This window comes from Luteibacter sp. 22Crub2.1 (genome assembly GCF_900167995.1).
Taxonomy (GTDB): domain Bacteria; phylum Pseudomonadota; class Gammaproteobacteria; order Xanthomonadales; family Rhodanobacteraceae; genus Luteibacter; species Luteibacter mycovicinus.
Map to the genome: position 1 here is coordinate 254,960 of NZ_FUYT01000007.1, position 12,480 is coordinate 267,439.

General features: G+C 64.6%; 11 protein-coding genes. 7 read left to right on the forward strand and 4 right to left on the reverse strand.

Features of this window, described 5'->3' with window-relative positions; all coding sequences use genetic code 11:
- Positions 1-111: 111 nt before the first annotated feature.
- Positions 112-540: a hypothetical protein gene (locus tag B5X73_RS09650; RefSeq protein WP_079521503.1), complete on the forward strand. Its 429-nt coding sequence runs from the start codon at positions 112-114 to the stop codon at positions 538-540.
- Here the strand turns inward: B5X73_RS09650 and B5X73_RS09655 are convergent.
- Entirely contained in the window at positions 504-1,862 is a 1,359-nt protein-coding gene (locus B5X73_RS09655; protein WP_079521504.1) for a formimidoylglutamate deiminase, read from the reverse strand. The genes B5X73_RS09650 and B5X73_RS09655 overlap by 37 nt on opposite strands.
- A 123-nt stretch (positions 1,863-1,985) precedes the next feature.
- On the opposite strand from B5X73_RS09655, the gene B5X73_RS09660 reads away from it, so the two are divergent.
- The 3 genes from B5X73_RS09660 to hutI all read left to right on the forward strand — a co-directional run bounded on the left by B5X73_RS09660 (position 1,986) and on the right by hutI (position 6,207).
- Positions 1,986-3,557: a bifunctional GNAT family N-acetyltransferase/carbon-nitrogen hydrolase family protein gene (locus B5X73_RS09660; RefSeq protein WP_036114014.1), complete on the forward strand. Its 1,572-nt coding sequence runs from the start codon at positions 1,986-1,988 to the stop codon at positions 3,555-3,557.
- Positions 3,558-3,622: 65 nt separating this feature from the next.
- On the forward strand, positions 3,623-4,975 hold the full coding sequence (locus B5X73_RS09665) for a chloride channel protein (RefSeq protein WP_090352548.1): 1,353 nt from the start codon (positions 3,623-3,625) through the stop codon (positions 4,973-4,975).
- Positions 4,972-6,207 carry an imidazolonepropionase gene (gene hutI, locus B5X73_RS09670; protein WP_079521506.1) on the forward strand — a complete coding sequence of 412 codons (1,236 nt, stop codon included), beginning with the start codon at positions 4,972-4,974 and terminating at the stop codon, positions 6,205-6,207. Before B5X73_RS09665 ends, hutI begins: the two co-directional genes overlap by 4 nt.
- A 71-nt stretch (positions 6,208-6,278) precedes the next feature.
- Here hutI and B5X73_RS09675 read toward each other — a convergent pair whose 3' ends face one another.
- The 3 genes from B5X73_RS09675 to B5X73_RS09685 form a co-directional block, all read right to left on the reverse strand.
- Positions 6,279-7,577, reverse strand: a complete 1,299-nt coding sequence (locus B5X73_RS09675; RefSeq protein ID WP_079521507.1) for a hypothetical protein — start codon at positions 7,575-7,577, stop codon at positions 6,279-6,281.
- Positions 7,574-9,673, reverse strand: a complete 2,100-nt coding sequence (locus B5X73_RS09680) for a type IV secretory system conjugative DNA transfer family protein (protein WP_176167797.1) — start codon at positions 9,671-9,673, stop codon at positions 7,574-7,576. The genes B5X73_RS09675 and B5X73_RS09680 overlap by 4 nt, the downstream gene beginning before the upstream one ends.
- Before the next feature lie 127 nt (positions 9,674-9,800).
- On the reverse strand, positions 9,801-10,133 hold the full coding sequence (locus B5X73_RS09685) for a hypothetical protein (protein ID WP_079521509.1): 333 nt from the start codon (positions 10,131-10,133) through the stop codon (positions 9,801-9,803).
- 201 nt (positions 10,134-10,334) lie between these two features.
- Between B5X73_RS09685 and B5X73_RS09690 the strand changes: the two genes are divergently transcribed.
- From B5X73_RS09690 to B5X73_RS09700, 3 genes are all read left to right on the forward strand, one after another.
- Complete coding sequence (locus tag B5X73_RS09690; protein ID WP_079521510.1) at positions 10,335-11,354, forward strand: hypothetical protein; 1,020 nt, start codon at positions 10,335-10,337, stop codon at positions 11,352-11,354.
- A gap of 83 nt (positions 11,355-11,437) precedes the next feature.
- Positions 11,438-12,091, forward strand: a complete 654-nt coding sequence (locus tag B5X73_RS09695) for a class I SAM-dependent methyltransferase (protein WP_079521511.1) — start codon at positions 11,438-11,440, stop codon at positions 12,089-12,091.
- Positions 12,092-12,178: 87 nt separating this feature from the next.
- On the forward strand, positions 12,179-12,480 hold a 302-nt coding region (locus B5X73_RS09700; RefSeq protein WP_139382720.1), incomplete at its 3' end, for a helix-turn-helix domain-containing protein.

Below are 12,480 nucleotides of genomic sequence, written 5' to 3' on the forward strand. Positions count from 1 at the left end.
ACTCTGTAGGAGCGCACCCTGTGCGCGATGTCACGTTGCGGGGGCGGCACTCGCAAGAAAGCGTCGCGAGCGGGGCTCGCTCCTACACGACTTCCGGAACCGAGGTACCCCATGACTCCCCTCCTCGCGCTCGCTCTTCTCTCCACGGCCCAGACCGCGCCGGCATGGATCGCCGGCGACTGGGATCCCTACAGCAACGCCTTCACCGGTCTGCGCATCCTCACCGTCGGCAAGGACTCGCTCACCTGGCACGGCTGCCAGAACGCGCACTTCGATGTCGTCGACGCGAAGGACAACACGCTCACGATTCGTCTTGCAAAGAACACTGCCTGCAGGCTCGACGATGAGCCGCCGACCCGCATCGACACCGTGCGCTTCACGCTGCGCGACAACCACTGCGACCTTGCCGTATCGATCTACGCGTCGCCCGATGCGCTGGCCCGGAACGAGCCCGCCGCGGAAGGCCTCTACGGCAAGTCGAAATGCCCGTCGGGCCCGGCGGCTCAGGCGGCGACCAACCTTTCGACCACACCGCGATAAGCCTCGGCGGCACGCGTTTCGGCGGCGTGCGCGAAGTCGCGCACACGCCACGTGCCGCCCACCATCACGTCACGCACCAGCGGCGTGTTGCCGGCGAACAGGAAGCTGTCGATCACGTCCGCTTCGCCGCGCGCCGCCAGCAACGGCGAGCGATCGTCGAGGACGAGCAGGTCCGCGCGTGAGCCGGGCGCAAGACGTGCCACGTTGACGCCGGCCGACTGCGCGCCGCCGTCCAGAGCGCGCTGCCACAGGACCGTACCCACGCTTTCTTCCGGCCGACGCGCCGCCACATTGCGATGCCGGGTCAGCAGGCGCTGGCCGTATTCGAGCCAGCGCAACTCCTCCACCGGCGACACCGAAATGTGCGAATCGGAGCCGATGCCGAGCGTGCCGCCCGCATCGATATAGGCCGCCAGCGGGAACAGGCCGTCCCCCAGGTTCGCTTCCGTCGTCGGACATAGCCCGGCGACGGCACCGGTCTTCGCGAGCCGGTCGGTTTCGTGCGGCGTCAGGTGGGTGGCATGGACCAGCGTCCAGCGCGCGTCGACGTCCGCGTGGTCGAGCAACCATTCCACCGGACGCGCGCCACGCGCGGCGAGGCAATCCTGCACTTCGCCGATCTGCTCGGCGATATGAATGTGGATCGGCAGGTCACGGCAGACGCCCGTGGCGAGCAGCGCACGCATCGCCTCCTCGGGAACGGCGCGCAGCGAATGCAGGGCCACACCCAGACGCAGCATGTCGTTCTGCAGAGGCGCCAGGCGCTCCAGCAACGCGACATACTGGCCCACGTCGTTGCGGAACCGCTGCTGGCGCTCGTTCAGTGCCCGACCGTCGAACCCGCCCGTCATGTACAGGACGGGGAGCAGCGTGAGGCCGATCCCGGCTTCCCTGGCCGCCTCGATCAGCGCCAGCGACATCGCGGCCGGATCGGCGTAGGGCACGCCCCGGGGACCGTGGTGCAGGTAATGGAACTCGCAGACCTGGGTGTAGCCGGCCTTGACCATCTCGATGTAGAGCTGGGTCGCGATGGCCTTCATGTCGTCGGGGTCGATCGCCTCCGCGAAGGCATACATCGTCTCTCGCCAGGTCCAGAAACTGTCCTCGCCCGGACCGCGACGCTCGGCCATGCCGGCCATGGCGCGCTGGAACGCGTGCGAGTGGAGGTTGGGCATGCCCGGCAGCACGAAGCGGCCGATGCGCTCGTCCGGGCCCGGTGAGGCATCGGCGAAGCGACCGGCGGCCACCGCGATACCACCCTCCCCCGAGCGCCATCCGCGGTCGTGCCAGAGATAGTCGGCGGCGAGCTTCTGGTGTGACATGGGGAGATGTCCTTGGGGGGGTAGTCGCGACATGGTATCGCGGGCGGGGCCCGCTCCTGCATGGGGACGGCAGGCGATCGCGGGTCTGTCGGTGATTTCATCGCGCGGGCGCATAATGGGGGGATGACCGAGATCAACTCCGCTCAGGCGCCGAAGCTCACGCTTCGGCTTGCACGCCTCGCCGACGTGCCCGAACTCGTCGCCCTCACCGCCCGTGTCTACACGGCCGAGTGGGGTCATTCCGCCGAGATGCTGCAAGGCCAGCAGACCCACTTCCCCGAAGGCCAGTTCGTGGTCGAGTACGAGGGAAAGATCGTGGGTTTCTGCGCCACCTTCCGGATCAACGAGGCGCTGGCCCTGGCGCCGCATACGTGGATGCAGATCACCGGCGGCGGTTTCGCCTCGCGCCACGATCCCAAAGGGGACTGGCTCTACGGCATGGAAGTCGTGGTGCACCCCGACTACCGCGGCATGCGCATCGGCCAGCGGCTGTACATGGCCCGCAAACGTCTGTGCACCGAGCTCAAGCTGCGTGGCATCGTATTCGGCGGTCGCCTGCCGGGTCTCTCCAAAGCCATCGGCCGCTATGGCAGCGCCGAGGCTTACGTCCAGGCCATCGTCGACGGCAGCCGCCGCGACGCGACGCTGAGCTTTCAGTTGCGTAACGGCTTCGAGGTCATCGGGCTGCTGCGCGAGTACGTGCCGTCCGACCACGAATCGCTCGGCTATGCGGCGCATCTGGTCTGGCGCAACCCGCAGTTGCTCAACCACCCTGACACGCCGAAGGTGTCGCAGTCGCATCGACTGCCCGACTCGGTGCGCGTGGCATCCGTGCAGTACCAGCAGCGGCGCATCGCATCGTTCGCCGAGTTCGCCACCCAGGTGGAATACTTCGTCGACATCGCCGCCGATTACGACGCCGACTTCGTCGTCTTCCCCGAGCTGATCACGCTGCAGCTGTTGTCGATCGAAAACGCCGAGCTGTCGCCAGTGGATTCGATCCGCCGCCTCTCCGAGTACACCGACGAGGTCAAGGCTCTCTTCCATCGCCTGGCCGTGCACTACAACATCAATATCATCGGTGGTTCGCACCCGACCCGGCAGCCCAATGGCGACATCCACAATGTCTGCTATGTCTGTCTGCGCGACGGCTCGATCCACGAGCGCGAGAAGCTGCATCCGACGCCCAGCGAGAAGAACGTCTGGAACATCACCGGCGGCGACAGCGCTGCGACGATCCAGACCGACTGCGGTCCGATCGGCGTGATGATCTGCTACGACTCCGAGTTCCCCGAGGTGGCCCGTCACCTCACCGACCAGGGTGCGCTGATCCTGTTCGTCCCGTTCTGCACCGACGTGCGCGAGGGCTACCTGCGTGTGCGTTACTGCTCGCAGGCACGCGCCATCGAGAACCAGTGCTACGTGGTGCTTTCGGGCAACGTGGGCAACCTGCCCGGCGTGAACAACTTCGACATCCAGTACGGCCAGAGCTGCATTCTGACGCCGAGCGATTTCCCGTTCGCGCGCGACGGTATCGCCGCGGATTCCACCCCGAATATCGAGACGGTGCTGTTCGCCGATCTGCGGCTGGAAAGCATTGCGCGCGCACGCAATGCCGGTGCCGTGCAGAACCTTAAGGACCGTCGTTTCGACCTCTACCAGGTACGCTGGGCACGACATCTGGAGGGCAAATGAACGAACTTCCTCCCGACATCGACCCGACGCCGGGCGCCGAACCCGCACCGGGGCATCCATCGCGCATGGCCCGCCTGCGTGAGTTGCGCCGGCACGAATGGTTGTCGCCCAGGCAGTGGCGTCGACGCATCCTGTTCTGGACGGGCGCCATCGTCGTCGGCCTGTCCGCCGTCTTCTTCGCCAAGGCCGCGGATTACGCCTTCGAGCTGTTTCACAGCGTGGCATCGCATGGCTGGTGGGTACCGTTGTTCATCACCCCGCCGATGTTCGCGCTGCTCTGCTGGCTGACACAGGGGGCGCTGAAAGCGACGCGGGGCTCGGGTATTCCGCAGGCCATCGCGGCACTGAAGGTCGAGGACGAGGGTTTTCGTTCCCGCCTGCTGGCGCTGAAGGTTGCGCTCGGCAAGATGGCTCTGACCCTTGCCGCGCTGCTCGGCGGCGCCTCGGTCGGTCGCGAAGGCCCGACCGTGCACGTCGGTGCGGGGCTGCTGTATTCGATGGGCCGGCGCTTCGGCTTCGACGACCCTGCCGCGGCGGGCCGTTTCATTCTTGCCGGTTCGGCGGCCGGTCTGGCGGCGGCGTTCAATACCCCGCTGGCGGGCATCGTGTTCGCCATCGAGGAAATGTCCGGCACTTTCGAGCACCGCATGAGCGGCACGCTGCTCACCGCCGTCTTCGTCGCCGGCGTGGTCTCCCTGGGCATCGTCGGCAACTACGCCTACTTCGGCGACATCACGGCCACCCTGCCCCTCGGCCGCGCGTGGATCGCCGTGCTGCTCACCGGGCTCGTCGGCGGTCTGGCCGGAGGCCTGTTCGCCCGGCTGATCATTCCGTCCACGCTGGGACTGCGCGGTGCGATGGGCCGTCTGCGCGCGCGTCAGCCGATCGTCTTCGCCGCGGCCTGCGGTCTGGCCCTGGTGCTGCTCAGCCTGCTCAGCGCCAACGGTCTGTATGGCACCGGTTATGCGCAGGCACAGGACATCCTGCAGGGACATAGCGACACCGGCCCGCTGTTCGGCGTGCTCAAGTTTCTGGGCAACATCGCGTCGGCGTGGGCAGGTATTCCCGGTGGCATCTTCTCGCCCGCACTGGCGGTGGGCGCGGGCTTCGGTGGCAACATCGCTCAGCTGCTGCCCGGCGCGGACACCTCCGCCGTGGTGCTTCTGGGCATGGCGGCATATCTGTCCGGCGTCACCCAGGCACCACTCACCGCCACGGTGATCTCGCTGGAACTGACGGCCAACCACATGATGGCCCTGCCGATCATGGCCGCCTGCCTGCTCGCGCGCGGCGCGTCGGCTCTGGTCTGCCGCGTTCCGGTGTACAAGGCTCTGGCCGACGTACTGATCGTGCAGTACGAGGCCGAACGCGCGCGTCGCGAAACGCCTCCCACTCCCGAGCCGAGCCCCTCGCCATGACCGCCGATACCCGCTGGGACCACCTCCTCCTCGATGTCGGGCTGGCCACGCTGACCGACAACGGCGAGGCTTACGGTGCGATCGAGCAAGGCGCCATCGGCTGGCGGGACGGCGTCATTGCCTTTGTCGGACCTCGCGCCGAGCTGCCCGGCGATCCGCACGCGCTCGCCCATCGTGTCGAGTCGCTGCCGGGTTGCTGGGTCACGCCCGGTCTTGTCGATTGCCACACGCATCTGGTCTTCGGCGGCGAGCGAGCGCAGGAATTCGAGCAACGGCTGGAAGGCGCCACGTACGAGGAGATCGCCCGCGCCGGTGGCGGCATCGTGTCGAGCGTGCGCGCCACGCGGGCGGCGAGTGAGGACGAACTGCTGCGCCAGTCGCTGCCCCGTGCGCGGGCCCTGCTCGCGGATGGCGTCACCACGCTGGAGATCAAATCCGGCTACGGCCTGGAGCCGGATGCCGAGCGGCGCATGCTGCGCGTCGCACGACGCATCGGGGAAACGCTGGGCGTCGATGTACGCACCACGTTTCTCGGCATGCATGCCCTGCCTCCTGAATATGCCGGACGGCGCGACGAGTACGTCACGCTGGTCTGCGACACCATGCTGCCATCGCTCGCGGACGAAGGTCTGGTCGACGCGGTGGACGCCTTCTGCGAAGGCATCGGCTTTACGCATGCGGAGACGGACCGGCTGTTTGCGAAAGCGACCGCGCTTGGCCTGCCGGTCAAGCTGCACGCCGAACAACTCTCCGACCTCAGCGGCGCGGCACTCGTCGCGCAGTATGGGGGCCTGTCCGCCGACCATCTCGAATGGACCAGCGAGGAAGGCGTCCGGGCGATGTCGGCAGCCGGTACGGTCGCCGTGCTCCTGCCCGGCGCGTACTACGCATTGCGTGATACGCGTCCGCCGCCCATCGACCGCTTTCGCGAGCATGGCGTCGCGATGGCTGTCGCGACGGATCTGAACCCCGGCACCTCGCCCCTGCTTTCGCTACGCCTGGCGATGAGCATGGCCTGCACGCTGTTCCGCCTCACGCCGGAAGAAGCGCTTCGCGGGGCCACGGTTAACGGCGCGCGTGCGCTCGGGCTGGTCGACCGTGGCACGCTGGAGGTTGGCAAGCGTGCCGATCTGGCGGCGTGGAACGTGCGGCATTTGCCGGAGCTTTGTTACTGGATTGGCGGTGACCTGCTGCGTGCGAGCTGGATCGGTGGCGAGCACGCCGCTGGCTGAACGATTCATGCACAGGTCTCTGTTAGCCGGGAGTTCGAGCGTAATGACGTGATGACGGACGTGGGCGAGCTTCAGCCCATTCGAGGTCCAGACATAGCCGGACCGGACTGCGACTGTGTCTGAGTCTGTGCCTGCTGTTGGGCCTGAGCTTCGATCTGTTGCTGCTCGGAATGAAACTGGGCCCATTGCTGCGTTTGCTGCCCTGCATAAGCATTGGCATGCGCGACCGTCTGCTCGACGGTGGGCGGCGGCTTAGAGATATCGACGACAGCACGGTCACCCGGGTGACGTCCGTGCACAAGCAACGTCGAATCGTTCTGCAACGAAATACCCTGAATGTCGCCGCCCCGTATGTCGGCCTGCCGCGCGGCAAGCGTCACCTGGGCAAGTCGATCCGGCGCGGTACCCTCCGGCAGCCTCGCTCGGAGGTCATCGTAAAGCGCCGGATCCACAGAGCGCGCAAGGACGGTCGAGTCAACCGACGGCGACTTTGGAGCGGTCGTGTCGGCAACCGTATGCGGGCTCTGCGCAATTTCGCGATACGGGTCATCCGGGTGTACCTTTGCCGCCATGTGCTGACGCTCAAGTCGAACCTCACGCGCATCATTGAGGTCTCGAATCAAGGCCGGATCGGTGACGCGCTCAGACGGGCTGCGAAAGCCGAACTCCGCAACATCGGTATTCACATAGGACGTCCAGCCTTTTGAACGAGCGTCGTATTCGTAGTGGTTGATGTCACGATTGATGTGATCAGGGTCGACATACGAGGAGGAAAATGCCGCCGTGCGCTCCGCTCGGATGAGAGCACCCATGTATTCACCTTTATCGGCGACGTAATCCCCGTATTTTCCAAGGACACCATAAGTGGTATCGCCGAGGCGAGGTACACCGATGAAACGGCTATCGAGCATGGTGTGCCAGACCTTCTCTACAGCTGGCTCACCTCCGCCAGCGCGCGCCGCGTTGAGAAGTATATTCGGTGTCCAGGCATCAGCCCCGATCGACGCCTTCCCGAATGACTGAGCATGGGCATCTTGAATGTCCGCTGCCGGAAGATTCAATGCCAACTGCGGCTCGTTCTGGGCCATGTGAAGAGCGCGTCGCTGGAAGTCGTTACGGACAAGATCCCTGCCAAAAGCCTCCCAGCCGCGTTCGTCGAGAACCACATGGTCGTGGTCTTTCGCATACGACTGCGCGTAGTTGTTTGCGACAGCGCCTGGCATGTTGTCGTTCCGTACAACACCCAGCGCGAGAAGGCCGTAACCGTCTGCGCCCGCATGATTGGCGAGATAGTTCCAGTAGCGCTCACGATTCCCCGCCTCAGCATAGGCCTGAAGAATCTCCATATCCTTGTCGTTGAGGCCATTCATCGTCCGGCTCCGTTTGCCGCATTTTGCAGGGCCTGGTCGAATAGCGACCTGATCCTCGTCTCGATACGTTTCCAGTCTTTCATGTAAGCGCGAAGATAGGTGACATTCACCGCAATCTGGAACTCTTCAATCACGAACTCCTGATTACACGTACCGCGATCGATACCCGCCGCGGTATCCTCTAACCGTTCGTTGACTAAATTTGCGCCACGAATTTCTCGCGGGCTGCAAGATATGAATGTAACCGGCTTACCACCCGTTGAGTATGAAACAAACCAATCTTTGCCTAGTCCTGTGAGGTTTTCATCGTCAACAGGCGCGCCTCTTCTCGAGAGGTATGCCTTCAGTTTCGCCATATCGATGTAATACGGCACAAGACCATCGACAGCCCCTCCCTTAGTCCGAAGCGAGAGGTGATAAATCGGGTCGTCCGGTTGGTTCCATGGGTGCGGCGAAATAGAGGTTCTTACGACGTCCTCGATCGGCACCTTATCCACATATCTCGGACGAACGCTTATTGCCTCGTCAAGATAGGCGCCTGCATATGCACGGTCTCGGACAGCACCTGCCGGAAATGCCTCGAGCGTAGGCCACCGCAGCGTGAACCCTACCGACCCTTGGAAATCCGGTCCCGTCTGATGTTCATAAAGATTCATCGGAAACAAGAACGTGTTTGGCCCCAGCTTCGCCGGCACCAGCTTCTCGCTGTACCCCTCCCATTTGTAATTGGGATCACGCTTCCCAACCGCCTCCTGGAGGAAGCGCTCCTGGTCGACCGTCAGACCGTCCTTCTTCGCCTGCGCGGCGACAGCCTGGTCGGACGATGCCGGCTTGTCCTGCGAGCACGCCGTGGCTGCAAGAGCCAGGGCGGCTGTGGCGCCAATCGCGCGAAGGGTTCGTGGGGGCATGCAGGGGTCTCCGAGATCCAGGGGATCGACCGTAACAGGAGGAAGGAGGCGTGGGACGAGATGCCGGTCGCGCAGCGGCGACCGCGTGGTGCAGATAACAGGGCCAGCGAGGCTCTCGGCCACCACCATCTGCTGGCCCGGCACTAGCCGGGCAAGATCGCGACGTAATTGAGTGGCCCGCGATGGGTCGAAGTGAAGTGGACGCTGTCGGCCGGCCTCGTTAGCGAAGCCCAACATATCCATGAAGTCGTTCTCATCCGCGCGGCGTGACGGTGCCTGGACGACCCGGCAAGCCATCGCGCTCATCGCCTCGACCTCGGCACGGGACCCATAGACCTCGCGCCAACGGGCGGGCTGAGCGGTACGAAGTACAAACCGTGGTCCGTCCTGACCCGTTTCATGAAGGACACGAGACAGATTCTCGACCAGTCCAACCCGCTCGATGCCATTGATCAGACAGGTGAACTCCGCGGCGCCGGAGCGGCGCCCGAGCCCCAGTCGGATCAGGTCCCAGAGCAGAATCGTTGCCACCCGGCGCTGGTCCGGGGACAGATCGTCGCCAACCGACAGGTAAATCGAGACGGCAGCCCCATGCTGTATCGCTGCGCAGGTATCCGGGCCGGACATGACACTGCCCGCGAATGCCGTACTAAAGGCCGGCAGTGGACCCTCGACCGACGCAAGGCGCTCCCTGAGCACGCGGTTCGGCAGGCGAAGCAACGAATCAAGCCCAGCACGGGTGTCGCCGGCGACGAAACCCTTGCCGAGCATTTTCTTTATCGCCGACTTGCCGTCGGCACGTGCCCGGGACACGACCTGATGGATCATCCTGAACGTAGCCGTTGGATCGCTCTCCGATCCGCCAAGGGCTCGTCGGGCCGCCGCGTCATCGTAAACGTATCCGGCGAAAGCGGTGAAGGCATCCTTCGCTTCACGCATCGGCCTTGCGCCATAGCTGCGCTCGTCGTAGAGCATGCTGGCGATCGCCGACAGCTCCTCGCGGCGCCGATCAGCTTCCGGGGAAAAGCGGCCCAATGGGTTCCAGTGAGTCGAGATGCCGTCGGACGCGAATGGACGGATGAGCCGAACGGTCCCCAGTGTCGCTCGATAGCCTGAGGTCGCGCGCCACAAGCGGCTCTCGCAATCCAGGACGACAACGCTGCCGGGCGTATCCAGCAGAGATGACACCAACTGAGCTTCCGCCCGGGCTTCGTCCGGAACGCACAACGCGAGATGCCCTGGCCCTGCCCAGCGAAGTGCCCGACCGCCTCGCATACCGACAGCTACACCGTGATCGGCATCGAGCATACCCGCGTCACGCAGCTCGGAGCGCGTCGCGAAACGCGTGGGAAATGCCACACGACGCGCCGCCAGCCACCGGACGTAAAGCCAAAGGGCCGTCCCCCCATGCCACGAGCGGCGGCAAAAAACCCGCGGCACCGGACAGCCATATCCGCCAGACGTAAGGCGCGACGTCAGGAAGCATGCGCGCAGTCCAGTACTGTCCGTACGTATCGCCGCTGAGTGCAACGCGCTCGCTCAGACCGAGCCAGGCAAGCAACACCGCGCCCGACAAGCGAAGAGCAACCAACCACACGACAACCAATAAGGCCGACAGGGCGACCCATCCCACGGTTTTCCAACGCATCGTCACTTCATCCTTGCCGACTCGTCCCGAGTCGCGCGTGCACCATCGCTTCGTCGACTATTCTTGTCAAGGCACGACCAGCGCGACGCAAATCCGACCGAAAACTCAGAATAATTCCATCGATTTCGACCGGCATCGCCACCTAAGATCGCAGTCCCCTCGCCCATCCGGGCGTCGGCGACCACGGATGTCGAATTCGCGATGCTGCTCTTTCCCACACTTCCCCGCCTTTCGCCGGGCGTGCTTTCCCTGCTCGCCTGCGTGCTCGTGGCCTGCACGGAAACCGACGACCGCGATGAGCTGCGCGCGCGGCGCGCACGCCAGATGCGCGACGTCTCGCGCATGCTCGATGCGATGGAGGCGCAGGAAAAAGCGAGGCGACCTGTCGACGCCACCCGCACACCGGCACCGGGCGCACCGGCCTCGCGTCCCTCAGAAGAGAAAAGCGGGCGAACCGACGCTCCCGCTTCGTGGATCGTCTCATGCCTTGCCACGTTCGGTTCCGGCGTCGCCGCGATCGCGATCCGACGATGGCGACGCAAGCGACGCCTCCGTCCACTGTCACAACCGCTGTCCATCGCCGCGCATTTCAGCGACAGCCCCATCGTGCGCAGGACCGACGCACAGGGCATCCCCTCGCATCCGACGTGGGTCTACCGCACATCCCCTTTCGAAACGCCGTTGCTGTACATGGTGCCGGAATCGGTCGACCTGTTGCCGCTGCCGTCGCCTGACATCGCCATCTCGTTCGCCATACGCAGCGCACTCGGCGACGTCGAATGCCTGACCGGCGCGAGGCGCCTCTTCGCCGTACGTGAGCTCGTCGCGCGGTACTCAGGCGAGAACGAACCTCGTGATCGAGCTGGCATCCATGCCCTGATCGATGTGCACCTCGCCTGGGCGTCCTGGGTACGCGGCGACGCGCTCAAGGCGCGCCTGGCGGAGGTCGAACGGTTGTGCCACGCCATGACCGCGTCCGGGTCCGGGCAGCCCGATCCATCCATCTCGTTACTCATCGCGCGGACGGCGCTCGCACGTGCGCGCCTGTTATCGGGCAACGATGCGCGGGACGTGTGCTCCCTGGCGCTGCTGCATGCCTTCCTCGCGGAACAGGAGCCGTCCCTCACCGATCAGGCTGCCGCGTGCCGGCAGGAGATCACCGCGTTCTACGAAAGCATCCGTGAATCCACCCCGTCATTGCCCGGCGAGCCTTCTTCATGACCGTTACGACGTCTCCACACGATCCCTCCACGCCTTTCTGGTCCACCCGCTACGGCATCGCAGCGGCTGTGCCCACGGACAATATGATCGCCCGATCGCTGAAAACCTACGGCGAATGGACCGAACAGACATCGGACCTGCTCAGCGCCCTCGTCGATGAGCGGCACGTCGTGCTCGAGTTCGGTGCGGAGTACGCCGCGCACGCGCTCTGGATGTCGCGGGCCGTGGGCCCCGGGGGTCAGGTGCATATGGTCGAGCCACGACGCATCCGGTTCCAGCAATCGTGCGCGACCATCGCGCTCAACGGTCTGGATAACGTGTTTGCCCATGCGGTGTGGCTGGGAGGCTCACGTGGCCCGCACGTGCTCCGTGGCGACGGTCGTCCGGACGAGAGCGTTCGCGGCGTGACGCTCGACAGCCTCCGGCTGGCGTCGCTGCAGTTGCTCAAGATCAACGAAACGAATGCCTTGATCGACCTGATCGCGGGCGGTGTCGAAACACTGAAGACGTATCGGCCACTGATTTACGCCCGGCTTTCCGGCAGCGAACAGGCAGCCGGCGAAGTGGAAGCGATGAAGGCGCTCGGGTATCGCGTGTGGTCGCACCTGCCCTATCTGTTCAACAGGGAAAACCACGCCGGCGTCGCCCAGAACCTGTTTCCGGGCGTGGTCCAGCAAAACGTGATCGCCGCATCGGCGGGCGGCAACGTCGACTTTACGGACCTCGTCGAGTTATAGGGGTCAAAGCCCCGGAAACGAGAAACCCCGCCGAATGAACTGCACCCCAGAAGTTGGACACCCGTCCAATCTCTGGGGTGTTTTTTTATGGCGAAGTACGACGCTGCTTTCAAGATAAAAGTCGCGCAAGAGGCGGCTCAGGGGACCACGTCGGGCGGAGAGGTAGCCATGCGGCACGGCCTCGACTATTCGATGGTCCGCCGCTGGCGGGATGCCTACCTACTGCATGGGCGTGCCGGTTTGTCGCGGAAGCACACGTATTACGACGTGTCCTTCAAAATGGAAGTTCTTCAGCGAATTAAGGCTGAGGGTTTGTCGCTCAGGCAAGCCACGGCGTTGTTCAACGTCCGCAATGCCGGTCTCATCGGCACCTGGCAACGCCAGTATGA